Source organism: Aeromonas sp. s1(2024) (assembly GCF_040908005.1).
GTDB classification, from domain to species: domain Bacteria; phylum Pseudomonadota; class Gammaproteobacteria; order Enterobacterales; family Aeromonadaceae; genus Aeromonas; species Aeromonas caviae.
Genome location: NZ_JBFOCW010000014.1, coordinates 13449 through 38591, shown reverse-complemented (window position 1 = coordinate 38591; position 25143 = coordinate 13449). Strand labels below are relative to the sequence as shown.

Genomic DNA, 25143 nt, shown 5'->3' with positions numbered 1-25143 from the left:
AAAATGCTGCTAATTTTCACGAAATCAATATAATTGCGAAATCTGTGTGTCAGGGCACACCGATTTGTGCAAAAATTGGCTAGATTTTTGGTAGTCCAAAGATAGCTGATAGATAGCAGCATAATCATCGAGGATGTACTCAATATGTCGCAACATCACCGAATCCTCCTGCTTAACGGCCCCAATCTGAATCTGCTGGGCAAGCGGGAGCCGGGAATCTACGGCAGCAAGACGCTCGATGAGATCGTCGCCGATCTGACGCGCAGCGCCAGCGAACTCGGTGTCACCCTGGAACATCTGCAATCCAATGCCGAGCACGAGCTGATCGGCCGCATCCATCAGGCCATGGGCCAGGTGGATTTCATCATCATCAATCCCGCCGCCTTCACCCATACCAGCGTTGCCCTGCGCGATGCCCTGCTGGGTGTGGCCATCCCCTTTATCGAGGTTCACCTGTCAAACGTTCATGCCAGGGAGCCCTTCCGTCATCACTCCTATCTGTCTGATGTCGCCAAGGGGGTGATCTGCGGGTTGGGTGCCGATGGTTACCAATTCGCTTTAACCGCGGCCGTGCATCAGTTGCGCGCGGCTTGATAATCACTGATCAGATAAAGAAGAAAGAGAATGCTAATGGATATCCGCAAAATCAAGAAGCTGATTGAACTGGTTGAAGAGTCCGGCATCGCCGAGCTGGAAATCTCCGAAGGGGAAGAGTCCGTTCGCATCAGCCGTAATTTCTCCGGCCAGGTTAGCGTTGCCCCGCAGATGATCATGCCCCAGGCCGCAGCTCAGGTTGCCGCACCGGTTGCCGCTGCTCCGGCAGCAGCCGCTGCGCCTGCTGCCGATGCCGCCCCGAGCGGTCATCTGATGCGCTCCCCCATGGTGGGCTCCTTCTACCGCTCCTCCAGCCCGGAAGCCAAGCCGTTCGTGGAAGTCGGTCAGCACGTCAATGTCGGCGACACCCTGTGCATCGTCGAAGCCATGAAAATGATGAACCAAATCGAGTCTGACAAGGCCGGCGTGATCAAAGCGATCCTGGTTGAAAATGGTCAGGCCGTCGAGTTTGACGAGCCGCTGTTCATCATCGAATAAGGGAAAATGCCACCCATGTTGGACAAAGTAGTCATCGCCAACCGCGGTGAAATTGCCCTGCGGATCCTGCGCGCCTGTAAAGAGCTCGGGATCAAGACAGTGGCCGTTCACTCCACTGCCGATCGGGAGCTCAAGCATGTGCTCCTGGCGGACGAAACCATCTGCATCGGCAAACCTGCCAGCGGTGAGTCCTACCTCAATGTGCCGGCCATCATAGCCGCCGCCGAGGTGACCGGTGCCGTCGCCATCCACCCGGGCTACGGCTTCCTCTCCGAGAATGCCGACTTCGCCGAAGTGGTCGAGAAATCCGGCTTCATCTTCATCGGCCCGCGCGCCGAGACCATTCGCCTGATGGGTGACAAGGTCTCCGCCATCGAGGCGATGAAGAAGGCGGGCGTGCCCTGCGTACCCGGTTCCGACGGCCCGGTGGACAACGATGCCAAGCGCAACGCCGCCATCGCCAAGCGGATCGGGTATCCGGTGATCATCAAGGCCGCCGGTGGCGGTGGTGGTCGCGGCATGCGCGTGGTGCGCAACGAGGCCGAACTGGCCTCCGCCATCGCGCTGACCAAATCCGAAGCGGGCCAGTTCTTCAAGAACGACATGGTCTACATGGAGAAGTACCTGGAGAACCCGCGCCACATCGAGATCCAGGTGCTGGCTGACGGTCAGGGTACCGCCCTCTATCTGGGTGAGCGGGACTGCTCCATGCAGCGCCGTCACCAGAAGGTCGTGGAAGAGGCGCCGGCCCCCGGCATCACCGACGAGATGCGCAAGTTCATCGGTGAGCGCTGTGTGCGCGCCTGTCTCGAGATCGGCTACCGCGGTGCAGGTACCTTCGAGTTCCTGTACGAGAACGGCGAGTTCTATTTCATCGAGATGAACACCCGTATCCAGGTGGAGCATCCGGTCACCGAGATGGTCACCGGCGTCGACCTCATCAAGGAGCAGCTGCGCATTGCCGCCGGTCAGCCCCTGTCGATCACCCAGCAAGACATCCGCATTCGTGGCCACGCCATCGAGTGCCGGATCAATGCCGAAGATCCGGCCACCTTCCTGCCCTCTCCCGGTCTCATCCAGCGCTTCCACGCACCGGGCGGCCTGGGCGTGCGCTGGGAATCCCACATCTATGCGGGTTACAAGGTCCCCCCCTACTACGACTCCATGATCGGCAAGCTGATCTGCTACGGGGAGAACCGCGACGTGGCCATCGCCCGCATGCGTCACTCCCTCGACGAGCTGGTGGTGGAAGGGATCAAGACCAACATCGCCCTGCAAAAAGAGATCATGAAGGACGAAAACTTCCAGCACGGTGGCACTAACATCCACTACCTGCACAAGAAGTTGGGTCTGTAATGGCTTGAGGCCCGACCCATTGAGCACGGTGGCAGCACAGAACAGCCTCCACCTGCACAAGAAGTCGGGTCTGTAATGGCTTGAGGCCCGACCCATTGAGCAATGGTGGCCGCATGAGCAGCCACTCCCAGCACAAGAAGTCGGGTCTGCAAAGACCCCTTTCATCGGGATATTGCGCGATCCACCCGGATCACCAACGTAAAAAAGGGCCATGGCGACATGGCCCTTTTTTGTTATTCTTGCGCCCCGCTCACTCGTCGGAGGCCACAGTGAACCGTTTCGCACTCGCCCGTCGGGAAGCAGCCTTCTGCCTGCTGCTGACCCTGCTCTACTTTGTCGCCTGGTATGGCTCGGCTTATTTCATCCCCGAGGATCTCGAGCTGTGGGACCTGCCCCTCTGGTTCCTGCTCAGTTGCATCCTGATGCCCCTGCTGTTCATCGGCCTCTGCGCCCTCATGGTGGATCGCCTGTTCGTCGATATTCCCCTGGATAGCGAGGTACCACCCTATGAATCTTGAGCTGATGCTACCGCTCTGCATCTACCTGGTGCTGGTACTGGGGGTCGGTTTCTGGGCTAGTCGCCACCGGACCGGCGGCAACTTCATGCAGGAGTACTTCATCGGCAACCGCAGCATGGGGGGGCTGGTGCTCGCCATGACCCTGGTGGCCACTTATACCTCTGCATCGTCCTTCATCGGCGGGCCGGGTGCCGCCTACAAGGTCGGCCTCGGCTGGGTGTTGCTGGCGATGATCCAGCTGCCCACCGTCTGGCTCACCCTGGGGGTGCTTGGCAAGAAGTTCGCCATCATCGCCCGCCGGGTCAACGCGGTGACCATCAACGACATGCTGTGGGCCCGCTACCAGAGCAGGGCAGTGGTCGTGCTGGGCTCGGTCACCATCATCCTCGCCTTCATCGCCACCATGGTGGTGCAGTTCATCGGCGGCGCCCGCCTGCTGGAAACGGCGACTGGCCTCAGCTATCAGCAGGGGCTCTTCCTGTTTGCCAGTTGCGTGCTGCTCTACACGGTGATCGGCGGCTTTCGCGCCGTGGTGATGACGGATGCCCTGCAGGGCATCGTCATGCTCATCGGCACTGGCGCCCTGCTGGCGGGCATCCTCATCGCCGGTGACGGGCTGCCGAATCTTGTCCACCAGCTCAAGGAGATAGATCCCAAGCTGGTGAGCCCCCAGGGGGCCGGCGACATGCTGACCCAGCCCTTCATGCTGAGCTTCTGGGTGCTGGTCTGCATCGGGGTGGTGGGCTTGCCCCACTCGGCGCTGCGCTGCTTTGGCTACCGGGACAGCAAGGCGCTGCACCGGGGCATCCTCATCGGCACCATCGTCTGCGCCCTGCTGATGTTCGGCATGCACCTGGCCGGGGCGCTGGGCCGCGCCATCCTGCCCGGCATGGACAGCCCGGACAAGATCATGCCCTCCCTGATGATGGAGGTGCTCCCCCCCTGGCTGGCCGGGGTCTTCCTGGCCGCCCCCATGGCGGCCATCATGTCCACCATCGACTCCCAGCTGATCCAGGCCTCCGCCACCCTGGTGAAAGATCTCTACCTCAATTACCTCAACCCCAGGCAGGAGAAGCTGGAGGTCCGGGTGCCGCGCCTCTCCCTGCTCTGCACCCTGATCCTGGGTACCCTGGTGCTGCTGGCGGCGCTCCAGCCCCCCGAGATGATCATCTGGCTCAATCTGCTCGCCTTCGGCGGCCTGCAGGCGGTCTTCCTCTGGCCCCTGGTGCTCGGCCTTTACTGGTCCAGGGCCAACGGCCCGGGAGCCCTGGCCAGCATGGTCTGCGGCATCCTCTGTTACGGCACCTTGAGCCAGTGGGGGATCAAGCTGGCCGGTCTGCACGCCATCGTCCCGAGCCTGGCCCTTGGCCTGGCGGCCTTTGTCCTGGTCAGCCTGCTCACTCCTGCCCCGGATCAGCGTGTCCGTCGATTGTTTGATCAAAATTAAGAAAAGGATCAATAAAGGAAGGCTCGCCTATTCCCAAATGGGGGCTCACGGGTAAAATGTGCGCCACGTCACAAATACCGTGCCCCCATGCCAGTCCAGAACGCCAGAAAGATCCTGACCCAGTCCCTGCAGCGCCTCGGCTATGCCCTATTGCTGCCCGTCTCCATCCTGCCCCTGGCCGCCCTGCTCCACCGGCTCGGCCAACCGGACGTGCTGGATCTCGCCGTGCTCTCCCTCGCCGGTCGCGCCCTCTTCAGCCAGATGCCGCTCATCTATGCGGTGGCCATTGCCTTCGGGTTGAGTCGCCAGGGGCAAGGAGCCCAGGCGCTCGCCGGTGCGGTCAACTTCCTGCTGCTGAGCTCGGCGCTGAGCACCCTGGTGCCCGGGCTGCATGCGGACATGATCTGCGGCCTGCTGGCCGGGCTCGTCACCGCCATGGTCTGCTCCCGGGCCCGCGCTCTGCGGCTGCCGGGCTGGTTGCGCCCGCTGCAGGAAGATCTGCCGGGCATGTTGCTCTCGGCGCTGGCCTGCCTGCTGCTGGTGCTTCCCCTCTCCATCCTCTGGCCGCTGCTGGAACAGGGGCTCACCCTGCTCGCCTCCGATCTGCTCACCACGCCATTTGGCGCCTTCTGCTACGGCGTGCTGAACCGGCTGCTGATCCCCCTCGGCCTGCACCAGGTGCTGGGCAGCCTCATCGGGCTGGGGGAGAGCAACCTGCAAGCCCTCTCGACCGCCCAGCCGCTGCATGAAGGCTATGTGGCCGGGCTCTATCCGGTCATCATGTTCGGCCTGCCCGGTGCCTGTTTTGCCATCTGGATCCATCGCCAGCGGATGCAACAACTGCCCCAGGGAGGGCTGCTGCTCACCCTGGCGCTCACCTCGGCACTGGTGGGCATCACGGAGCCCATCGAGTTCCTGTTTGCCTTCACCGCTCCCTGGCTGTTTCTGGCCCATGCCCTGCTGACCGGGCTGTCGCTGGCCATCTGCAGCGGGCTCGACATCCAGGTGGGCAGCTACTTTTCTGCCGGATTGCTGGACCTGGTCCTGAGCTACCACGCCGGTCTGCACAGCTTCTGGCTCATCCCCCTGGGCATCCTCTTCTTCGTCGTCTATGCCCTGCTCTTCTCCCGGCTGCTGGAACACGCCCCCCTCAGTCTGCCGGGCAAACCCATCGCCGAGGATCTCTCCCGGCTCGCGACCGTGGCCCCCACCGATCCCCAGATGCTGGCTATCCAGTACCTCAAGATGCTGGGGGGCATGGACAACCTGCAGGCCATGAGCGTCTGCCTGACCCGCCTCAGCCTGCGGGTTCGCGACATGGCCCTGGTGGATCAATCCTGCCTGGCCAGACTGGGTTGCCTCTCCTGGATCGTGCTGAACGAACATCAGCTGGTGCTGGTGCTCGGCCCCCATGCCGGCCTCATCGAAGGGCAGATCCGCATGCTGGCGGAACGCCAGTCGGTCCCGCTCGGTCTCGAACCGGCTCAGGCTCCCCTTGGCCAGCACCAGTGATCAGGCAAAGGGAAGACGCTCGGCCACGAAGTCCATCAGGCTGCGAAGGGCGGGGGCCAGGTGTTCCCGGCTCGGGTAGATGAGATAGAAGGGGTTCACCGGAACCAGGAGATCCGGCAGCACCTTGAGCAGTCGCCCCGCCGCCAGATCGTCGCCGCAGACATGGGCCGGCAGCAGGGCAATCCCCCCGTCATGGAGTGCCAGCTCCCGCAGCGCCAGCAGGCTGTTGCTCTGGCAGGCCCCGCGAGGGCGCCAGCCCCCCTCCTGCAATGGCCACACCGGCAAGGAGCCATGTACCAGGCAGGCGTGTCCGGCCAGCTCCGAGAGCTGGAGCGGCGTCCCGTTGTCCGCCAGGTAACCGGGAGATGCCACCAGATGGCGCGCCACCTGGCCGATGCGCCGGCAGATGAGGCTGGAATCTTTCAGCGGCGCTGCCCGCAGCGCCAGATCGTAACCTTCCCCCACCAGATCCAGCTGTTCATCGCAAAGGGTCAGCTCCAGCACCACCTCGGGATAGAGGGCGCGAAATTCGGCCAGTATCCGGCCAAGCAGCAAGGTTCCCGTGGCTTCGGGAGCAGTGATCCGCACCCGCCCTCCAGGAGCCGCGCGCAACCGCGCCATCGCCAGATTGGCGCTGCGCGCCAGTGCCAGCAGCTCCTGACAATGGGCCACATAGACCTCCCCCTGGGGCGTCAGGCTGAGCCTGCGGGTGGTGCGTTGCAGCAACCTCACCCCGAGCCGGGATTCGAGGCGCGAGATCTTCTGGCTCACCGAGGACTTGGGCATGCCGAGCACCTCGGCCGCCCCGGTGAAGCTCCCCTGCTCCACCACGGTGGCGAACAGCCCCATCAACTCCAGTTCGACATTGTTCATATATTCAAACAGTCTTTACCAATTACCCATCTTAATCTTGATAATCATCCAGACTAGAGTGAGTGGCAATCCCGAACACTGCTATTTGAAAGGAAAAGCCATGAAAGCCATCGCCCTGACTCACTATCTGCCAAGCAACCACCCCCACTGCTTCATCGAGAGCGATCTGCCCGATCCGACACCGGGCCCGCGGGATCTGCTGGTACGGGTCAACGCCACCTCCATCAATCCGGTCGACACCAAGGTACGCGCCCCCAAGGACAAGGTCGAAAGCAGCCCCCGCGTGCTGGGCTGGGACGCCGTGGGCGAGGTGATCGCCGTCGGTAGCGACGTCACCCTGTTCAAGGCCGGTGACAGGGTCTGGTATGCAGGCGACATCAGCCGCCCGGGCAGCAACAGCGCCCTGCAACTGGTGGACGAGCGCATTGCCGCCATCGCCCCAGTCACCCTGACCGATCTGGAAGCCGCCGCCCTGCCGCTCACCGCCATCACCGCCTGGGAAACCCTGTTCGAGCGCATGAGCCTTACCCGCGAAAGCACCGGGCGACTGCTGATCATCGGGGGCGCCGGCGGAGTCGGTTCCATCGCCATCCAGCTCGCCCGCCAGCTTACCGGCATGGAGGTGATCGCCACCGCATCGCGCCCCGAAACCCGGGAGTGGTGCCTGGACATGGGGGCACACCAGGTGGTGAGCCATCACCATCTGCAGGCGGAGCTCAAGGCGCTCGGCATCAGCGAGGTGGATGCCATCTTCTGCACCAACGCCACCGAGCAGCACTGGAACACCATGGCCAGCCTCATCCGTCCGTTTGGCCATATCTGCACCATCGCCGAGTCCAGTGAACCCTGGGATCTGGGTCTGCTCAAACCCAAGAGCGTCACCTTCAGCCAGGAGTTCATGTTTACCCGCTCCCTGTTCCAGACCCCGGACATGATCGAGCAGCACAACCTGCTCGGCCGGGTCTCGGCCCTGATCGATGAAGGGGTGCTCAAGACCACCCTCAGCAAGGTGGTGCCCGAACTGACGCCCCTCACCCTGGCCCGGGCTCATGCCGAGCTGGAAGCGGGTCGCATGGTGGGCAAGCTGGTGATCGACATGAGCGGTTTCCATCGCTGAGGCGCAGCCCAAGCGGGCCTTACCGTCCAGCCTATTCCCTTTTAGGTAAATAAATGCACCATCATGGGGTGAAATCACCAGTGACAAGCCCCAAGAGTGCACAGCCCCGCAGGTAACCTTTGTCCCTGACGGGGCATCTCCCCCGAAAAAACCATAAAAAAGAGGCCATCCCGTCGGGATGGCCCTAAAAACCTGAACGTTGGGGTAACAATCACACACATATCCTTATGCAGGACATCTGTAACTTTGCAGATAGCGTGCCAATCTCTGCTTTTCCCTCCCAATTAACCGCTTTTCAGCGCACCGGCATAAAAAAAGCCACCCGAAGGTGGCTGAAAAAAGATGACGGAACTTCATAGAGCAAAGCATTCAGCGGGAACAAGTTGCTTCCCGTCACCCATGAAGGAATACATTAACCGTGCCAACTTGGCAGAGTTACCTCCCTTCCCCATGAGACCATGGTCAAACCACGACAGCACGGGCCCATGATGATAGAATCCCGCGGTTTCACATTTATGAAGAGCCGACGCCATGCCCTGGATACAAATTCGAATCAACGCCACTGCCAAGACCGCAGACAAGGTGAGCAACATGCTGCTGGGGCGTGGGGCCCAGGCGGTGACCTTTATGGATGCCAAGGATGTGCCCGTCTATGAGCCCATGCCCGGTGAAACCCCGCTCTGGGGCGAGACCGAAGTAATGGGACTGTTCGATGCCGAAACCGATCCGGCTCCCACCATCGCCTTCTTCCAGCAGATCTTCGGAGAAGACGTGGGCTACAAGGTCGAACAGCTGGAAGACAAGGACTGGGTGCGCGAGTGGATGGATCACTTCCACCCCATGCAGTTCGGCGAGCGGCTCTGGATCTGCCCGAGCTGGCGCGACGTGCCGAACCCCGATGCGGTCAACGTCATGCTGGACCCGGGCCTGGCCTTCGGCACCGGTACCCACCCCACCACGGCACTCTGCCTGCAGTGGCTGGACGGGCTGGATCTGGCCGGCAAAACCGTCGTCGACTTTGGTTGCGGCTCCGGCATCCTCGGCATCGCCGCCCTGAAACTGGGGGCTGCCCGGGTCATCGGCATCGACATCGATCCTCAGGCCATCCAGGCCAGCCGTGACAACGCCGAGCGAAATGGCGTTGCCGACCAGATCGAACTCTACCTGCCGGCGGATCAGCCGCAAGACGTCGAAGCGGACGTGGTGGTCGCCAACATCCTGGCCGGCCCGCTGCGGGAACTGGCGCCGCTTATCGCCGGCCACGGCAAGGCGGGCAGCCTGATGGCCCTCTCCGGCGTGCTGGAAAGCCAGGCGCCAGAGCTGGAGACCATCTATGGCCAGTGGTTCGAGATGGACCCGACTGCGGTGAAGGAAGAGTGGTGCCGCCTCTCCGGCCGCAAACTCGGCTGATAAGCAACAAGCTACTGTGGCAACCAACCCATCGGCCGCAAAACAAGCCACGGCAGTTGCCAACCCATCGGCCGCACACTCGGCTGACAAGCAACAGGCCACAGCGGCAACACTTAGGTCGCTGAACGACAAGGGCACCCCAGGGTGCCCTTGTCGTTTCCGGACGCCGTTCTCCTTCTGCCCACTCTGGGGAGAGCCTCACGCTTCTCTGCCTCCCGATGACTTATCCTCTCTTCCTCCACCCCATCGAGGCCCAGTCATGACCGAATACGATAAGATGATCGCCAGCCAGCCTTACAACTGCATGGCGCCAGAGCTGGATCTGTTGCGCCGGGAGACGGCCCGCCTGTACCGCCGCTTCAATCGCAGCGACGAGGAGGATGAACAGCTGGCACTGCTGCTGCAGATCGTCGGCGAGCTGGCACAGGGTGCCTTCATCTGCCCACCCTTCTACTGCACCTATGGCCGCCACATCCACCTTGGCAAGGGCAGCTACATCAACATGGGGGCCACCCTGCTGGACAATGCCCCCATTCACATCGGTGCCGAGGTGATGATTGGGCCGAACGTGCAGATCTACACCGCCGCCCATGCGCTGGACGCCGATGAGCGCATTCAGGGGGTTGAGACGGCGCTGCCGGTCACCATCGAAGACAGGGTCTGGATAGGCGGCGGCGCCATTCTGCTTCCCGGCGTCACCATAGGGCGGGAAGCCGTCGTGGGTGCGGGCTCGGTCGTGACCAGAGATGTACCGGCCGGTGCCAGGGTGGCAGGCAACCCGGCACGGCTGCTGCCAGTCAAAGGTTGAGCGGAAGGCCAGAGGCTCGCTCAGGCGCTTTCCAGCAAGCGGTCGATGCAGTGCACCACCTGCATGCTGGCGTTTTCCATGGTCTTGAGCTGCTCGACCATGCTTTTGATATCCCCCTGCTCGCGCGCGTGCAGGGCGGCCTTGCCGCTCTCATGGACCCGTTTGTGGGGCCCGTCCAGTTCACGAAAGCCCGGCTTGTGGGCGAAGAGCTCCGCACCCTGCCCCTCGAAATACCATTTGCCCAGCCTGCACTGAGCGTGGTCGCTCACCGGCTCGTGAAAATGCTGCTGATCGATGAGCCGATAGATGGTGTTCTTCCAGACAGCGTGATCCAGCTTGGTGGTATTGAGGAAGGAGGTGGAGGCCGCACTGTGTATCACCTGCTGCATCCGGCCTGATTGTGCCAGCACCTGGGTCACCACCACATCGATCTGGGAGGAGGAGGTCGCCACCTCGGCGGCACTGGCCTGGTTGTCATCGATGATGGACTTGATCTCCTGCGCCTGTGCCACTATCTGTCTGACCAGCACCTCGATCTGGCTGCTGGCTTCATGAGCCTTGCTCGCCAGCTGACGCACCTCATCGGCGACCACGGCGAATCCTCGACCAGCTTCACCGGCCCTGGCCGCCTCAATGGCCGCATTGAGTGCCAGCAGGTTGGTCTGATCCGAAATGCCCTGGATGGCGGTCACGAACTGGTTGATGGCGGATGTGCTGGCATCGAGCTGATGGACGGCTGCGAGGCTGCGAGCCGCCTCATCCGTGATGGCATGGGCGCGATCGGAGAGACGGGTGATGGCGCCCCGGGTCTGGGCAAAGAGCTGATCCAGCTCGCAGAGCGCCCCCTTTTCCGCCATCAGGTGCTCGGCACTGCCGGCCAGTGCTTCCCGCACGCTCTGCAGCATTTCACCTCCCTGGTTCTGGCAGGAGATCACCTGATTGAAGAGATCGCCACGCTCCCGGCTGGTGCGCTGCATGTGCTCGTATTCACCGATGGTGGCACGCAATTCGGCCAGCTCGCTCTGGTGCTGCTGCTCTTTGAGAAGCATCGCCTCCCTGAGCTGTTGATTCTCTTTTTCAAGCTTGCGGTTGAACCACATATGGCCTCCGGATGGCATAGGTGCGGGCAGTCGACGTCGAAGGGAAGCCTCTGGCTCTCTTGTCTCTGCCGATGCTGGCGGATCCCGGGCCGGATTTCACCTGCAAATGCAGGATATTTGACCCTGATCCTGATTCCAATCGAGGCCACATCAATGACTGTGCAAAAGATCGCCACAAAGAGGCCGGGTGAGGTAGAGAAGAGGCGGAGGAGAAAGAACGCTGACGTGCCAGCCCTACAAAAAATGAAGCCCAATGTCATCAAGACGTTGGGCTCTAAAAAGGTGCTACGGAATTGCGACTCTCATCGCAGAAAATTAGAAGGGGTCACCTTCTAAACTGGCAGTGGGATAATAACGTGGCGCAAACGTTTTACATAGCGTAATAAACCAGGAGTGAGAAGAATCTCTCACAATTCAAAAAATGTCCGGCCAACCCCCTTCTACCCTCTTGGCAAGTGCGCATTTATCAGTACAGCCTGACGGCTTTGTCAGAAAACAAAAAAGCCCTGAATAATCAGGGCTTTTGGCGTTCTGCGCTTCAGAAGCTGCGCACGAAGTCCTGAATGGGCAACTCGCGCAGCTTGCGGGCCTCCAGCATGGGGGTGCCAAGGTAGAGGAAGCCCACCAGTTGATCCTCCGGTGCCAGCCCCAGTGCACCATGGATCTGCTCGTCGAAGATGAACCAGCCGGAACGCCAGATGCCGTTGAAGCCCTGGGCTTGGGCCGCCATCTGCATCGCCATCAGGGCGCAACCGGCAGAGAGCTCCTGCTCCAGTTTCGGTACCTTGGGGTGCGCCTGATAACGGGTCGCCACCGCGATCACCAGGGGAGCACGCAGTGGCGCGGCGCGGCACTTCTCGACACTGTCCGCATCCTCGCCACGGGCATGGGCGGCATCGGCCAGCAATGTCCCCAGACGCTCACGCCCCTCCCCTTCGAACAGGATGAACTGCCAGGGGGTCAGAGTGCCGTGATCCGGCGCCCGCAGCCCGGCCTTGAGGATATTGTCGAGCACTTCGCCACTCGGGGCAGGCTCGGCCAGACGACCACAGGAGTGGCGATTGAGTAACAGATGGAGGGCATCCATGGGGCAGTTCCTTGTCAAAGGCGATGATGGCGCTACCTTAGCACAGCACCAGATGAAGAAAACCCCTGAGGTTCAGGGGTTTGTCAGGATACGAAAGGGCCGGGAGGCTAGATGACGGCAGCCAGCTCCGCCCCTTGACGGATGGCGCGTTTGGCATCCAGCTCGGCGGCCACGTCGGCACCGCCGATGATGTGCACCGGCTTGCCAGCAGCCTGCAGACCGGCCTGCAACTCCTTGAGGGGCTCCTGTCCGGCACAGATGATCACCTGATCCACCGGCAGGCACTGCTGCTGGTCGCCCACCTGGATGTGAAGCCCGGCATCGTCGATACGCAGGTACTGGACGCCGGAGAGCATCTGCACCTTGCGATTCTTGAGCACGGTGCGATGGATCCAGCCGGTGGTCTTGCCAAGGCCGTCGCCCACCTTGCTCTCCTTGCGCTGGAGCAACCAGATCTGGCGCTCGGGGGCATCGATTTCGGGGGTAGTCAGGCCGCCGCGCTCACCCAGTTGCTTGTCGATACCCCACTCCTTGAGCCAGTGATCGCGATGGCTTTCAGCATCCGGCGATCCTCTCTTTTCCACCAGGTATTCGGCCACATCGAAGCCGATGCCGCCGGCGCCGATGACCGCCACCTTCTCGCCAACCGGCTTGTGATCCCGCAGCACATCCAGATAGCTCAACACCTTGGGGTGCTCGATACCCGGGATATTGGGGGTGCGCGGGCGGATGCCGGTGGCGAGGATCACCTCGTCAAAACCGCCGCCCAGCAGGCTCTCGGCACTCTGGCGCTGGCCCAGATAGAGCTCGACGCCGCACTTCTCCAGCCGCTTGGCGAAGTAGCGCAGGGTTTCTTGAAACTCCTCCTTGCCCGGGATCTGCTTGGCAAAGTTGAACTGGCCGCCGATTTCGCTCGCCTGATCGAACAGGCTCACCTGATGGCCGCGCTCGGCGGCGTAGCAGGCAAACGCCAGCCCCGCAGGACCCGCCCCCACCACCGCCAGCTTCTTGGGCTGGGGCACCCGGCCAAACGTCAACTCGGTCTCGAAACAGGCGCGGGGATTGACCAGGCAGGAGGCACGCTTTTGCTTGAACACGTGGTCGAGGCAGGCCTGGTTGCAGGCGATGCAGGTGTTGATCTCGTCCGCCCTGTCTTCAGCCGCCTTGATGACGAATTCGGGGTCCGCCAGGAAGGGGCGCGCCATGGAGACCATGTCCGCCTCCCCCCCCGCCAGGATGCGCTCCGCCACCTCGGGGGTGTTGATGCGGTTGGTGGTGATGAGGGGCACCTTGAGGTGCTTTTTCAGCTCGGCGGTCACCCAGCTGAAGGCACCGCGCGGCACGCTGGTGGCGATGGTGGGAATGCGCGCCTCGTGCCAGCCGATACCGGTGTTGATGAGGGTGACCCCCACCTGCTCCAGTGCCCGGCCAAGTGCGATCACTTCCTCAAGGGAGGAGCCCTGCTCCACCAGGTCCAGCATGGAGAGGCGGAAGATGATGATGAAATCCGTGCCCACCCGCTCACGGATGGCGCGGACAATCTCCACCGGGAAGCGCATGCGGTTTTCGCTGCTGCCGCCCCAGCCATCGGTGCGCTTGTTGGTGCGTTCGCAGATGAACTGGTTGATGAGATAGCCTTCAGAGCCCATCACCTCGACCCCGTCATAACCGGCCGCCTTGGCCAACGCCGCAGTGGCGGCGAAGTCGCGAATGGTGCCGCGGATCTGCCGCTCGCTCATGGCCCGCGGCTTGAACGGGGAGATGGGAGCCTTGAGGGCGCTCGGCGCCAGGCTGAACGGATGGTAGGCGTAGCGGCCCGCATGAAGGATCTGCAGCGCTATCTTGCCCCCTTCCCGGTGCACTGCCTCGGTCACCTTGCGGTGTTTGGCTACCTGCCAGGGAAAGCTCAGCTGGGAGCCGTGGGGCACCAGCCGCCCCCGCAAATTGGGGGCGATACCGCCGGTCACGATGAGACCGACCCCGCCACGGGCCCGCTCGCCATAGAAGGCGGCCAGCTTGTCAAAGCCCCCCTTTTCCTCCTCGAGGCCGGTGTGCATGGACCCCATCAGTACGCGGTTGCGCAACTGGGTAAAACCCAGATCGAGGGGGGTCAGCAGCGTGGGATAACGGCTCATGATGCACTCCTTGTCGAGGTCGATGTGCACGGGGTCATGCTCCAGCCTTCCTGGCTGCCTCGGGTGACGGGCAGTAAAAAGAAGGGGGTGGGTGGAGATGGGGCCGGCTCATCGGGCCTTTCAGTTAATTTTTTGTTATCAAACTGAAGCTAGAGTAAAGAATCGAAAACTCTTTTTCAAACAAATGTTTGGACATTTTTTCAGCGAACAACCGTGTTCCGAAGTGGCGGGGAGGCAGTCGACTCAAGGGGAAATGGCAATTGGCTGCGCAACTGGTTAATAATGGCTGCTCTCAACCCATTAACAGGGCGACAACGCAGCTATGTCTATTTTCAAAGGTCTGGGATGGCTCTTTCGCAGCCTCTGGCGCCTGCTCAACTTTACCCGCTTGATGCTGGTCAACCTGCTGTTTCTTCTCGTCGTGCTGGTCATTGTCTTCAGCGTCAGCCAGAGCGAGACCCCAAGCACCCCCATCGAGGGGGCGCTCACCCTCAATCTCTCCGGTGTGCTGGTAGAACAGCGCACCCAGACCGATCCCACGGTGCAACTGCTCAGGCAGATGGACAAGGGGGACGAGCAGCCAAGCGAAATCGTCCTCTCCGATCTGCTGTGGGCCATCAAGAGCGCGGGGAATGACGATCGCATCAAGGCGCTGGTGATCAAGCCCCAGGGTCTGCAAGGGGCCAGCCTCTCCAAACTGCAGGAGGTGACGGCCGCCATCGACGCCTTCAAGGAGAGCGGCAAGCCGGTCATCGCCATGGCAGACTACTACAGCCAGGGGGCCTATCTGCTCGCCGCCCACGCCGACCACGTGCTGCTCAACCAGAGTGGTGCCGTGGTGATCGAGGGGCTGGGTGTCTACCAGACCTACTTCAAGTCGGCACTGGAGAAGCTCAACATCACCCCGCACGTCTTCAAGGTCGGCACCTACAAATCCTTTGTCGAGCCCTACACCCGGGACGAGATGTCCCCCGAGAGCAAGGAGGCGAACCAGCGCTGGCTGGATCAGCTGTGGCAATCCTATGTGACCGACGTGGCGGAGCAGCGGGAGATCGAACCGGATGCCGTGGCACCGAACAAGGATCACTTCCTCGAACTGCTGCGCAAGGCCGGTGGCAATGCGGCCAGCTACGCCCTCGACAACGGTCTGGTGGATCAGCTCGCCACCCGCGACGAGATGACCCAGGCGGTGATCAAGGAAGTGGGCGAGGCCGATGATCACGGCTGGAAAGGCGTGGGCCTGAAAGAGTATCTGGCCGCCATCCCGGAGCAGTACCCCCAGAGCGGCAAGGATGAGGTAGGCCTCATCACCGCCAGCGGCGCCATCATGGATGGCGTCCAGCCTGCCGGCACCATCGGTGGCGACAGCCTTGCCGATCTGCTGGCCGAAGCCCGCCGTGACGATCAGGTGAAAGCCGTGGTGCTGCGAGTGGACAGCCCGGGCGGCAGCGCCTTCGCCGCCGAGCAGATCCGCGCCGAATTGCTGGCCCTGAAACAGGCAGGCAAGCCGGTGGTCATCTCCATGGGCAGCTACGCCGCCTCCGGTGGCTACTGGATCTCCGCCGATGCGGACAAGATCTTCGCCTCCCCCACCACCCTCACCGGCTCCATCGGGGTGTTCGGCATGTTCGCCACCATCGACAAGGCGCTCTCCCAGTACGGGGTACACACCGACGGCGTCGGCACCACCGACTTCGTGGGGGTCGGGCTGACCCGTGCCCTGCCGGATCACGTGGGTGAAGCCATTCAACTGAGCGTGGAAGACACCTATCAGCGCTTTGTCGGCCTGGTGGGCAAGGGCCGGGGCCTTAGCCCGGAAGAGGCGGAAAAAGCCGCCGAAGGCCGGGTCTGGACCGGGCAGGATGCCAAGGCACTGGGGCTGGTGGACGAGTTCGGCAATCTGGATGACGCCCTCAAGGCGGCCGCCGATCTCGCCAACCTCAAGAGTTGGCAGGTCACCCCCATCGCACCGGAAGAGTCTGCCAGGGACAAGTTCCTGCGCGAGCTGTTTGACAGCAGCGCCCAGGCGCTGGCCCCGCACCTGCAAAGCTGGCTGCCCACCGGGCTTGGCAAGGCGCTGCTGGAGATGAACCGCACTCTGGACCCGCTGACCCGCTTCAACGATCCCCAGGGCACCTACGCCTTCTGCCCGGTCTGTCTCCCCTGACGCCGGGGACAGCCATAAAAAAACCGCCGACAGGCGGTTTTTTTATGGGGCAAGCGGCCTTGTCAGGTCAGCAAGCCGGACGCTTGCCAGCGGTGCAACTCTGCCAGCACCCGGGTCTCTCGCGCCGTCCACTGTGGACAGGGACCCGCCAGCTGGGTCTTGTTGGTTTGCAGGGCCTCGGCCAGGGGGAACCAGCCCGGCGTGAAGCCGAGGCGGATCTCGTAGGGCTGGGGACGCGGCGCACTCCAGTCCTCCCCGACCCGGCAGAGGTAATAGGACGATCGGATGCAGTAGGCATCGTAATCCGGCTCGCGCGCGGCACGATACTCCCGGGTCTCTCCCAGCAGGGGGCCCACGGCCACCAGCTCGGCGCCACACTCTTCCCGCAGCTCCCGGGCCAAGGCCGCATCGTGCGCCTCCCCGTGCTCGATGCCGCCACCGGGGAACATGAGATCCCCGTTGACGCGGGAGTGCACCAGCAGCAGTCGATCACCACGCATCACCACGGCCCTCACCGTGGCCCGTTCAAGCACCCTGTCCTCGCCGCGGATCTGGCCGTGGACGAGGCGGATATCGAAGGGATGGGCCCACTCCCGGACCTCTGTCAGGGTCGGATTCATGGTGTGCGGTAGCTCCCCTGCCTGAGTGCATCGACGATGGTGGCCGCCTGGTCGTCCAGCGTCTCCTGCTCCTCCTTGCCGATGGCATGGTAAATGCCGAGCCGGGTGGCGGAGACCTCGGGGCTCTCCTGGAATGACTCGCTCACCTTGCCCCACAGATAGGCCTGATCAAATCGCTTCTGCCCCATGTAGAGGGTGCTGAGGGCGGTGAGGATCCGGCTGTTGACCTTGTCCCCCTCCCGATAGAGGGAGAGCGCATGGTGCATCAGCCTGATGGCCTTCTCGGGCTCGCTCTTGGCATAGATGCCGCCGAGCGCCAGTTGCAGCTCGGGCTCCTCGAGGCTCGGCGTCCCCTCCTGCGCGAGGAAGCTGGCGCGGGCCTCGGGACTGGTGTTGTTGGTCCAGTGCCAGAGCAGCAGGTAGGGATCCTGGGAGTTCCGGGTTTGCGCATCCAGCTGTTCCAGTTGACGGCCGGCGGCCAGCATCCCTTCCACTCTGGGGCTCTTCTGCTCCCTGGCCCGCTTGTACTCGATGTTGGTGGAGTGCTCGGCGCACTGCAGATAACGCTCCAGGCCGCGCATCAGATCGTACTTGCGCCTGTCCGTTCCCTCTTCCTGGAGATAGTAACGACCGCGAATGACGTCGCTGCGCTCATAGCGACACCAGCCGTCGTCCACCAGGTCCGCGCACAGGGCGGGATATTGGGAGCAGATGTTGTGGATCCTGTCGTCGTCGCAGGCCGTCAACGTCAGGCAACAAGCGAGGGAAAGCAGTAACGGACGCTGTGAGAATAGGGTCATGGTTCACATCTGGTTGATAACAATCGCAACCCGCACCGGCCACCGCCAACTAGCAAACAGGCTACATATCCATTACAATGCGCGCGCCGTATAAGGCCGCGATTGCAGAATAATATAACGAAACCATCAGCCCTACACTGATCTGCCTTCGACGAATTTCAATTTGCCCAGGCAACTTGCTTCAACAACGTGAAATAAAAGGATCTGGTTAATGACCCACGAGCACTACTTGCAGGCGTGGCAGGAGAGCCAGGAGCTCGCCGAAGCCATGCAACCCTTGATAGGTCGCCTCTACCGACAGCAAGGGATAGAGATCACCCTCTACGGACGCCCGCTGCAAAACGCCTCCACCATCGATATCCTCAAGGCCCACCGGGTCGTTCGCCGCCACCAGGGCACCCCGCTGCCCATCCAGCAAAGCTTCCCTCTCCTGCGCGCCATCGTCGCCCTGAACCCCACCGCCGCCGAAGTCGATCTCGGCAAACTGGCCGTGGGCTACTGGCAGGATCACCAGGATGAAGCCGGCATCGAGGACTATCTGCGCGCCAAGCTGGCACCGGCCCTGAACCGCAGTGCCGTGCCCGCCCCGACCGACGTGGTGCTCTACGGCTTCGGCCGCATCGGCCGTCTGCTGGCCCGTCTGCTCATCGAGCGCACCGGCGCCGCCAACTCCCTGCGCCTGCGCGCCATCGTGGTGCGCGGCGGTCGCGACGGGGATCTGGAGAAACGTGCCAGCCTGCTGCGCCGCGATTCGGTGCACGGCCCCTTCAACGGCTCCATCGAGGTGGATGTGGAACGCAGCGCCATCATCGCCAATGGCACCTTCATCCAGGTGATCTACGCCAACAGCCCGGCCGACATCGACTACACCGCCTACGGCATCGACAATGCGCTGATCGTTGACAACACCGGCGTCTGGCGTGACGAGGCGGGCCTGTCCGAGCACCTCAAGGCCCGCGGCGCCGCCCGGGTACTGCTGACCGCCCCCGGCAAGGGGGAGATGAAGAACGTGGTGTTCGGGGTCAACCACGAGGTGATAGGTCCGGATGACAAGATAGTCTCCGCCGCCTCCTGCACCACCAACGCCATCACCCCGGTGCTCAAGGTGATGCAGGACAAGTACGGCATCCGCCACGGCCACGTGGAGACGGTCCACTCCTACACCAACGATCAGAACCTCATCGACAACTATCACAAAGGCGAGCGCCGCGGTCGCAGCGCAGCCCTCAACATGGTGATGACCAGCACCGGCGCCGCCAAGGCGGTGGCCAAGGCGCTGCCGGAGCTCAAGGGCAAGTTGACCGGCAACGCCATCCGGGTGCCCACACCCAACGTGTCCTTGGCCATCATCAACCTGTCGCTGGAACAGACCACCGATCGGGAGAGCCTCAACGCCTATCTACAGCAGATGGCGCTGAGCTCGGCCCTGCATCGCCAGATCGACTTCAGCGCCAGCACCGAGCTGGTCTCCTCCGACATGGTGGGCTCCCGTTTTGCGGGCATCGTCGACTCCCAGGCCACCATCGCCGAGGGGGATCACTGCGTGCTCTACGTGTGGTATGACAACGAGTTCGGGTACAGTTGTCAGGTCGTGCGGGTGATGGAGCAGATGGCTGGCGTAGTCCGCCAGGATCTACCGGTATAGTCCGACAGGATCTGCCCGCCGGAACCCATGTTCATGGCTCAATTTTCAAGGAGAGGCCGGATGTCGTCTCAGCAAGTGACGTTTCAACAAGCGATAGCGCAGATGCCCAAAGAGGTGTACGAGCGGCTCAAGACTGCGGTCGAGCTCGGCAAATGGCCGGATGGCAAGCCCCTCACCGAGGAGCAGAAGGCCACCTCCCTGCAGGCCGTGATGGCCTGGCAGGCGATGCACCTTGAGAACCCCGAGCACATGAACATCGGCCGTGACGGCGAGATCGTGATGAAGAGCAAGAGCGAGCTCAAGCGCCAGTATCGCGATGAGGAAGAGATAGTGCGGGTCGACCTTAGCCACTGAGGCAGGCCGCACGTCACCTATCGCGGTAACGAAACGAAAGAGGGGAGCCATAATGGCTCCCCTCTTTTTTTCCTCTCTATGCAGGATGACTCATCCCCCTCATCCCCGGCCCTTCTCCCACCAGGGGAGAAGGGAGCTGGCACGCACCTGCGAGCAGTCAGCGGGCCACCTGCCGGCGATCTTCATGGCAAACCTCGCCACCTCGATCTATCCCCTCTCCCGCTGTGAGAGGGTTAGGGTGAGAGGGAAAGTCAGGGGGTCAGTTCACCCCGCAGGGACTGCTGCATCAGCTCGCGGATGCGCGGCGCCGGCAGATCCTGGCTCAGCAGGAAGTGCAGCTTGGTGAGCGCCGCCTCGGCGGTCATGTCAAAGCCCGAGATGACTCCCGCACGGGAGAGGGCGTTGCCGGTGGCATAGCCCCCCATGTTGACCTTGCCGTGCAGGCACTGGCTCAGGTTGACGATGATGACGCCCCGGGCAGATGCCTCGGAGAGCAGCGCCAGCATGGCCGGGTTCTGGGGCGCATTGCCCACCCCGAAAGAGAGCAGGATCAGCGCACGCACCGGCTGTTGCAGGATGTTCGCTATCACCTCCGCCGAGATCCCCGGATAGAGGGTCACCACCCCGATGGGCTGGGGGGTGATGTCGTGCAGCACCAGGGGGCGATCGCACGGCACGCCCAGCTCACCTGCCTCCAGGGAGATGGCGATACCGGCATTGAGCAGGGGCGGGTAGTTGGGCGAGTCGAAGGCGTGGAAGCCGTCGGCATGCACCTTCTTGCTGCGGTTGCCGCGATAGAGCTGATTGTTGAAGAAGAGCGTCACCTCGTGGATCGGGTAGTTGGCCGCGATGTAGAGGGCGTTGAGCAGGTTCTGCTGACCGTCCGAGCGCAGCTCGGCCAGGGGGATCTGGGAGCCGGTGATGATGACCGGCTTGTGCAGATCTTCGAGCATGAAGGAGAGCGCAGACGCGGTGAACGACATGGTGTCGGTGCCGTGCAGAATGACGAAACCGTCGTACTTGTCGTAGTTGCTCTTGATATCCTCGGCGATGCGCTGCCAGTCTGCCGGCGTCATGTCGGAAGAGTCGATGAGGGGGGCATATTCGTGGATATGGTAATCGGGCATTTCCGGTCGATGGAACTCGGGCATCCGTGCCAGACAGTCCTCCATGAAGCCCGCCATCGGTACATAACCGTGGTCGGAACGCTGCATCCCTATGGTGCCGCCTGTGTAGGCAATGTAGATGGACTTCTTCACACCCTCTCCTCTCTCTGGACTGGAAACCGGCAAATCAAACAGGGCTCAACCAATACAGCCCCCGTCCTTCAGATGGTGCGGGCGGGCTCAATATCGGTCATCAGCAGACCTCTTGAGGGTCTGTGTCCTCCCGCGGGGGCGGAACCGGGCGAATTATAAAGAGTGCCGCTGCAAATGACAGCCGCAGCAGCATTGTTGCGATCCGGAGCACACTCGGCGAGGCAGTTTTAAATGCCATGTTAACACCGTGTTTTAATCATTAATGTGACATATGTGGATGTACTTGGTGTTTTTTGCTAGTATTCGGCGGATTTTTCACAAATCTCATCTGGACGCCCGACGAACACGGGCTCGTGTCGACCCCCTCTTTTGCAGAGGGACGGGGCTGCGGCCCCTCTGTCACTGGCGCGTTTGCCACTCTGTTTCATCCCGGCTGGATCCGTGAATCTTTCTCGCCAAAGACACAGCCGATCAACATGGGAGCACTGAATGCTACAACTTGATGCCTACGCCACCCTGGTCGCCGCGACCCTGGTGCTGCTGCTTGGCCGCCTGCTGGTCAACAAGATAGGACCCCTGCGCACTTTCAACATCCCCAAACCCGTGGCCGGTGGCCTGGTGGTTGCCCTGGTGCTGCTGGTGCTGCGTTCCACCCTGCAGATCGAACTGCAATTTGATACCAGCCTGCAGACGGCCCTGATGCTGACCTTCTTCGCCTCCATCGGCCTCTCCGCCGATCTGGGCAGCCTCAAGCGCGGCGGCAAGGCGGTGGCCACCTTCCTGCTGGTGGTCACCGGCCTGCTGCTGGTGCAAAACAGCCTGGGGGTGGGTCTGGCCACCCTGCTGGGGCTGGATCCCCACATGGGGCTGCTGGCCGGCTCCATCACCCTCTCCGGCGGCCACGGCACCGGGGCGGCCTGGGGCTCCATCTTCACCGAGAAGTACGGCGTGCAATCCGCCGCCGAGCTGGCGATTGCCTGTGCCACCTTCGGCCTGGTGCTGGGAGGCCTCATCGGCGGCCCGGTGGCCCGTTATCTGGTGAAGAAGGTGCAGGTGCCCGGTGAGGAGCACAACCGTGACGGCGCCCCCCAGGGCTTCGAAATGCCGGACATGGAGCGCCCGCTCACCACCTTCAGCCTGATCGAGACCCTGGCACTCATCGCCATCAGCCTGAAAGGGGGCGAAATGCTGGCCCTCTATCTCAAGGGCGGCGTCTTCGAGTTGCCGATCTTCGTCTGCGTGCTGTTTGTCGGCGTGCTGCTGCGCAACCTGCTCACCCTGCTCAACTGGCACGAAGTGAGCGACCGCGAGGTCTCCCTGCTCGGCAACGTCAGTCTGTCGCTCTTCCTCGCCATGGCGCTGATGAGCCTCAGGTTGTGGGAGCTGGCAAGCCTGGCCCTGCCCATCTTCATCCTGCTGGCCGTTCAGACGGTGGCCATGGCGCTCTACGCCATCTTCGTCACCTTCCGGGTCATGGGGCGCAACTATGATGCAGCCGTGCTGGCGGCGGGTCACTGCGGCTTCGGCCTCGGCGCCACCCCCACTGCCATTGCCAACATGCAGGCCATCACCCAGCGCTTCGGCCCCTCCCACCTGGCTTTCCTGGTGGTGCCCATGGTCGGTGCCTTCTTCATCGACATCATCAACGCAGTGGTGATCAAGCTGTTCCTGGCCCTGCCCTTCCTGTGATCCCGGGCGCAGGCCCCGTATGAAAGAGCCCACCTTGCGGTGGGCTCTTTGCTTGCCGGTCCCTGGACGCTTGGGCACCACGGGTTACGCTGCCACGACGGTGCCGCCGAGCCCCACCAAGGGGCCGACGGCAGGCAACAAAAAGCCCCGCACCAAGGTGCGGGGCTTTTTACTGACGCCACGGTAGGACTGCGGCCTGACCTTTCCTTACAGAATGAAGGCCAACACCAGCTGGTTCAAATTGCGGCCTGACCTTCCTTACAAAATAAAGGTCGACACCTGCTGGTTCAGGTTGGTGGCACGCCCCTTGAGGTTGTGTGCCTGATCCAGGTCGCGCATGGCGGAAGCGGTGATCTCGTCGCTCACATCCTTGATGGCGGTGGTGTTCTGGGTGATTTCACCGGTCACCTGGGTCTGCTCCTCGGCGGCGGTGGCGATCTGGCCCGCCATGTCGGAGATGAGGCTGACGGCCTGGGTGATCTCCTCCAGGGCCGCAGCGGCAGCGTCGGCATCCTTCACGCTGTTGTCCGCCAGCCCCTGGCTGGTCTGCATCAGGCTCACCGCGCGGGCCGTGGTCTGTTGCAGGGTTTCGATAGTGGACTGGATCTCCTGAGTGGAATCCTGGGTACGGCGCGACAACACCCGCACCTCGTCCGCCACCACGGCGAAACCGCGACCCTGTTCGCCGGCGCGGGCCGCTTCGATGGCCGCGTTCAGCGCCAGCAGGTTGGTCTGCTCGGCGATGCCCTGGATGGTGGAGAGGATGCCGGAGATGGCCTGAGCGTGACGGCTCAGTTCACCGATGACGCCGGTCGCCTGCCCCACTTCCTCGGCCAGGTTGTTGATGGACTGGCGAGTCTGGTTCACCAGGATCTTGCCCTGTTCACTGCTCTGGGCAGATTGCTGGGCGGCGGCAGCGGTGTTCTCGGCGTTGCCCGCGATCTCCATGGTGGCACTCGCCATCTCAGTGACGGCGGTGGCGACCATGGTCACCTCCTGTTGCTGGCGTTGCAGCTCTTCCACCGCGGCCTGGTTGGTCACCAGACTGCGTTCGGCATCGGCGTTCAGCTCGTTGGCAAGCTGACGGATGTTGGCGATGAGCTGATGCTGGCTGCCCACGAAGCGGTTGAAGCTGCCGGCGAGCTGGCCCACTTCGTCATTGGCGTCGATCTTGATGCGCTGGGTCAGATCGCCGTTACCGTCGGCGATGCGGGCCAGGGCCTGGGACACCTTGGTGAGGGGACCGAGCAGCAGGCTGACCAGCCAGGAGATGGCCAGGATGCTGCCCACCAGCACCAGCAGGGCCAGGCCGAGCTGGGTCATCAGCAGGGAGGAGAGCGGCGCCTCCAGGGTGCTCTTGTCCAGTACCAGCACCAGCTCCCAGTCGGTGTCCGGAATGTCCGTCGCCCACAGCAGCTTGTCACGCCCCTCGCTGTCGAAGAAAGCAGGCACCAGGCTGTTGCTCGCCTTGCTCTGCTCGATCAGGGCATTGGTCAGATCGTTGTCGATCTCGCTGGCCGGCTTCATCGCCTTGGCCGCATCCTTGTAGGCGATGACGGTGCCATCCTTGTGCATCAGGATGGCGAAGCCGTCCGCCGGCAGCTTCATCTTGGTGATGTCATCCACCAGGGAGGCGATGGAGAGATCACCCCCCACCACGCCGCCCTGGGCCGGCTGGGCCAGGGTCACCACCAGAATGTTGTAGGCCACGTCGAGGTAGGGTTTGGTGACGATCATGCCGCCCTTGGCCATGGCTTCCTGATACCAGCCACGGGAGCGGGGATCGTAACCGTCGCGGTTGATGGAGGGGTCGGAGTCGTTCATCTTGCCGCTGCCCTCACCAAAATAGGTGAGCTGGAAACGGCCGGACACCTGGGCCTGTTGCAGGGCGTTGAGGGGCTCGGCACCGGCCTTGTTGCCAAGGGCCTGGATAACGTCACGACGGGCCGCGAGCCAGTCGCTGACGCTGGCGGCCTGCTGGCTGCCAAGGCGTTGCACCTGTTCCTGACTGCCTTGCAGCAGCATGGACTTCTGGCTGGTGTAGCTCTGCCAGGAGAGCAGCAGGATCACCAGTGACAAGGCGATGACCACAGACAACAGTATCTTCTGCTTGAGTGATAGGTTTTTCATCGTGTTTTCTTCTTGTGGGGGTCG

General features: G+C 62.5%; 21 protein-coding genes. 13 read left to right on the top strand and 8 right to left on the bottom strand.

Annotated elements, in window-relative coordinates; all coding sequences use genetic code 11:
* The first annotated feature begins 144 nt into the window (after nucleotides 1-144).
* The 6 genes from aroQ (at nucleotide 145) to AB5Y70_RS03275 (ending at nucleotide 5925) form a co-directional block, all read left to right on the top strand.
* Nucleotides 145-594 (top strand): type II 3-dehydroquinate dehydratase, encoded by a 450-nt coding sequence (gene aroQ, locus AB5Y70_RS03300; protein WP_039040307.1) that lies wholly within the window; start codon nucleotides 145-147, stop codon nucleotides 592-594.
* A 36-nt stretch (nucleotides 595-630) separates the two neighbouring features.
* Entirely contained in the window at nucleotides 631-1092 is a 462-nt protein-coding gene (gene accB, locus AB5Y70_RS03295) for an acetyl-CoA carboxylase biotin carboxyl carrier protein (protein WP_010675405.1), read from the top strand.
* Between the two features lie 15 nt (nucleotides 1093-1107).
* Nucleotides 1108-2448, top strand: a complete 1341-nt coding sequence (accC, locus tag AB5Y70_RS03290) for an acetyl-CoA carboxylase biotin carboxylase subunit (protein WP_010675406.1) — start codon at nucleotides 1108-1110, stop codon at nucleotides 2446-2448.
* Between the two features lie 269 nt (nucleotides 2449-2717).
* The gene (locus AB5Y70_RS03285) at nucleotides 2718-2966 is read left to right on the top strand and encodes a YhdT family protein (protein WP_043153256.1); all 249 of its coding nucleotides are present in this window, start codon (nucleotides 2718-2720) and stop codon (nucleotides 2964-2966) included.
* A complete protein-coding gene (gene panF / locus AB5Y70_RS03280; RefSeq protein ID WP_043153258.1) occupies nucleotides 2956-4413 on the top strand; it encodes a sodium/pantothenate symporter in 1458 nt (485 codons plus the stop codon). Before AB5Y70_RS03285 ends, panF begins: the two co-directional genes overlap by 11 nt.
* Before the next feature lie 87 nt (nucleotides 4414-4500).
* On the top strand, nucleotides 4501-5925 hold the full coding sequence (locus AB5Y70_RS03275) for a PTS transporter subunit EIIC (protein WP_043153260.1): 1425 nt from the start codon (nucleotides 4501-4503) through the stop codon (nucleotides 5923-5925).
* Here the strand turns inward: AB5Y70_RS03275 and AB5Y70_RS03270 are convergent, their stop codons facing one another.
* Nucleotides 5926-6798, bottom strand: coding sequence for a LysR family transcriptional regulator (locus AB5Y70_RS03270; RefSeq protein WP_043153263.1), 873 nt, complete (start codon nucleotides 6796-6798; stop codon nucleotides 5926-5928).
* 100 nt (nucleotides 6799-6898) lie between these two features.
* Between AB5Y70_RS03270 and AB5Y70_RS03265 the strand changes: the two genes are divergently transcribed.
* The 3 genes from AB5Y70_RS03265 to AB5Y70_RS03255 all read left to right on the top strand — a co-directional run bounded on the left by AB5Y70_RS03265 (nucleotide 6899) and on the right by AB5Y70_RS03255 (nucleotide 10133).
* Nucleotides 6899-7915, top strand: coding sequence for a zinc-binding alcohol dehydrogenase family protein (locus AB5Y70_RS03265; protein WP_043153265.1), 1017 nt, complete (start codon nucleotides 6899-6901; stop codon nucleotides 7913-7915).
* 531 nt (nucleotides 7916-8446) lie between these two features.
* The gene (gene prmA, locus AB5Y70_RS03260; protein WP_010675412.1) at nucleotides 8447-9325 is read left to right on the top strand and encodes a 50S ribosomal protein L11 methyltransferase; all 879 of its coding nucleotides are present in this window, start codon (nucleotides 8447-8449) and stop codon (nucleotides 9323-9325) included.
* Between the two features lie 259 nt (nucleotides 9326-9584).
* On the top strand, nucleotides 9585-10133 hold the full coding sequence (locus tag AB5Y70_RS03255; protein WP_043153267.1) for a sugar O-acetyltransferase: 549 nt from the start codon (nucleotides 9585-9587) through the stop codon (nucleotides 10131-10133).
* 20 nt (nucleotides 10134-10153) lie between these two features.
* Here AB5Y70_RS03255 and AB5Y70_RS03250 read toward each other — a convergent pair whose 3' ends face one another.
* From AB5Y70_RS03250 to AB5Y70_RS03240, 3 genes are all read right to left on the bottom strand, one after another.
* Complete coding sequence (locus AB5Y70_RS03250) at nucleotides 10154-11233, bottom strand: methyl-accepting chemotaxis protein (protein ID WP_010675414.1); 1080 nt, start codon at nucleotides 11231-11233, stop codon at nucleotides 10154-10156.
* Between the two features lie 538 nt (nucleotides 11234-11771).
* Nucleotides 11772-12320 carry an NAD(P)H nitroreductase gene (locus AB5Y70_RS03245; RefSeq protein WP_010675416.1) on the bottom strand — a complete coding sequence of 183 codons (549 nt, stop codon included), beginning with the start codon at nucleotides 12318-12320 and terminating at the stop codon, nucleotides 11772-11774.
* A 107-nt stretch (nucleotides 12321-12427) separates the two neighbouring features.
* A complete protein-coding gene (locus AB5Y70_RS03240; RefSeq protein WP_043153284.1) occupies nucleotides 12428-14455 on the bottom strand; it encodes an NADPH-dependent 2,4-dienoyl-CoA reductase in 2028 nt (675 codons plus the stop codon).
* Between the two features lie 322 nt (nucleotides 14456-14777).
* Here AB5Y70_RS03240 and sppA point away from each other — a divergent pair, with 322 nt between their 5' ends.
* On the top strand, nucleotides 14778-16622 hold the full coding sequence (gene sppA, locus AB5Y70_RS03235; protein ID WP_043153272.1) for a signal peptide peptidase SppA: 1845 nt from the start codon (nucleotides 14778-14780) through the stop codon (nucleotides 16620-16622).
* Between the two features lie 62 nt (nucleotides 16623-16684).
* Here the strand turns inward: sppA and AB5Y70_RS03230 are convergent, their stop codons facing one another.
* Nucleotides 16685-17242, bottom strand: a complete 558-nt coding sequence (locus AB5Y70_RS03230) for an NUDIX domain-containing protein (protein ID WP_010675420.1) — start codon at nucleotides 17240-17242, stop codon at nucleotides 16685-16687.
* Entirely contained in the window at nucleotides 17239-18042 is an 804-nt protein-coding gene (locus tag AB5Y70_RS03225; RefSeq protein WP_043154262.1) for a DUF2989 domain-containing protein, read from the bottom strand. Before AB5Y70_RS03225 ends, AB5Y70_RS03230 begins: the two co-directional genes overlap by 4 nt.
* Before the next feature lie 211 nt (nucleotides 18043-18253).
* On the opposite strand from AB5Y70_RS03225, the gene AB5Y70_RS03220 reads away from it, so the two are divergent.
* Nucleotides 18254-19687, top strand: coding sequence for a glyceraldehyde-3-phosphate dehydrogenase (locus tag AB5Y70_RS03220; protein WP_043154263.1), 1434 nt, complete (start codon nucleotides 18254-18256; stop codon nucleotides 19685-19687).
* A 60-nt stretch (nucleotides 19688-19747) separates the two neighbouring features.
* Nucleotides 19748-20041 carry a YeaC family protein gene (locus AB5Y70_RS03215; protein ID WP_010675423.1) on the top strand — a complete coding sequence of 98 codons (294 nt, stop codon included), beginning with the start codon at nucleotides 19748-19750 and terminating at the stop codon, nucleotides 20039-20041.
* Nucleotides 20042-20292: 251 nt separating this feature from the next.
* Here AB5Y70_RS03215 and ansA read toward each other — a convergent pair whose 3' ends face one another.
* Complete coding sequence (ansA, locus tag AB5Y70_RS03210) at nucleotides 20293-21300, bottom strand: asparaginase (protein ID WP_043154264.1); 1008 nt, start codon at nucleotides 21298-21300, stop codon at nucleotides 20293-20295.
* 489 nt (nucleotides 21301-21789) lie between these two features.
* Between ansA and gltS the strand changes: the two genes are divergently transcribed.
* Nucleotides 21790-22989, top strand: coding sequence for a sodium/glutamate symporter (gene gltS / locus AB5Y70_RS03205; protein ID WP_041212483.1), 1200 nt, complete (start codon nucleotides 21790-21792; stop codon nucleotides 22987-22989).
* 258 nt (nucleotides 22990-23247) lie between these two features.
* Here the strand turns inward: gltS and AB5Y70_RS03200 are convergent, their stop codons facing one another.
* Entirely contained in the window at nucleotides 23248-25119 is a 1872-nt protein-coding gene (locus tag AB5Y70_RS03200) for a methyl-accepting chemotaxis protein (protein WP_049636568.1), read from the bottom strand.
* Nucleotides 25120-25143 lie beyond the last annotated feature (24 nt).

Excerpts from the sequence above, each read along its gene's own strand:
- AB5Y70_RS03250 (WP_010675414.1), bottom strand. The coding sequence starts at position 11,233 with ATGTGGTTCAACCGCAAGCTTGAAAAAGAGAATCAACAGCTCAGGGAG.
- AB5Y70_RS03255 (WP_043153267.1), top strand. The coding sequence starts at position 9,585 with ATGACCGAATACGATAAGATGATCGCCAGCCAGCCTTACAACTGCATG.
- panF (WP_043153258.1), top strand. The coding sequence starts at position 2,956 with ATGAATCTTGAGCTGATGCTACCGCTCTGCATCTACCTGGTGCTGGTA.
- sppA (WP_043153272.1), top strand. The coding sequence starts at position 14,778 with ATGTCTATTTTCAAAGGTCTGGGATGGCTCTTTCGCAGCCTCTGGCGC.
- AB5Y70_RS03265 (WP_043153265.1), top strand. The coding sequence starts at position 6,899 with ATGAAAGCCATCGCCCTGACTCACTATCTGCCAAGCAACCACCCCCAC.
- prmA (WP_010675412.1), top strand. The coding sequence starts at position 8,447 with ATGCCCTGGATACAAATTCGAATCAACGCCACTGCCAAGACCGCAGAC.
- aroQ (WP_039040307.1), top strand. The coding sequence starts at position 145 with ATGTCGCAACATCACCGAATCCTCCTGCTTAACGGCCCCAATCTGAAT.
- AB5Y70_RS03230 (WP_010675420.1), bottom strand. The coding sequence starts at position 17,242 with ATGAATCCGACCCTGACAGAGGTCCGGGAGTGGGCCCATCCCTTCGAT.
- accC (WP_010675406.1), top strand. The coding sequence starts at position 1,108 with ATGTTGGACAAAGTAGTCATCGCCAACCGCGGTGAAATTGCCCTGCGG.
- AB5Y70_RS03220 (WP_043154263.1), top strand. The coding sequence starts at position 18,254 with ATGACCCACGAGCACTACTTGCAGGCGTGGCAGGAGAGCCAGGAGCTC.
- AB5Y70_RS03200 (WP_049636568.1), bottom strand. The coding sequence starts at position 25,119 with ATGAAAAACCTATCACTCAAGCAGAAGATACTGTTGTCTGTGGTCATC.
- AB5Y70_RS03270 (WP_043153263.1), bottom strand. The coding sequence starts at position 6,798 with ATGAACAATGTCGAACTGGAGTTGATGGGGCTGTTCGCCACCGTGGTG.
- gltS (WP_041212483.1), top strand. The coding sequence starts at position 21,790 with ATGCTACAACTTGATGCCTACGCCACCCTGGTCGCCGCGACCCTGGTG.
- AB5Y70_RS03275 (WP_043153260.1), top strand. The coding sequence starts at position 4,501 with ATGCCAGTCCAGAACGCCAGAAAGATCCTGACCCAGTCCCTGCAGCGC.
- AB5Y70_RS03225 (WP_043154262.1), bottom strand. The coding sequence starts at position 18,042 with ATGACCCTATTCTCACAGCGTCCGTTACTGCTTTCCCTCGCTTGTTGC.
- accB (WP_010675405.1), top strand. The coding sequence starts at position 631 with ATGGATATCCGCAAAATCAAGAAGCTGATTGAACTGGTTGAAGAGTCC.
- AB5Y70_RS03245 (WP_010675416.1), bottom strand. The coding sequence starts at position 12,320 with ATGGATGCCCTCCATCTGTTACTCAATCGCCACTCCTGTGGTCGTCTG.
- AB5Y70_RS03240 (WP_043153284.1), bottom strand. The coding sequence starts at position 14,455 with ATGAGCCGTTATCCCACGCTGCTGACCCCCCTCGATCTGGGTTTTACC.
- AB5Y70_RS03215 (WP_010675423.1), top strand. The coding sequence starts at position 19,748 with ATGTCGTCTCAGCAAGTGACGTTTCAACAAGCGATAGCGCAGATGCCC.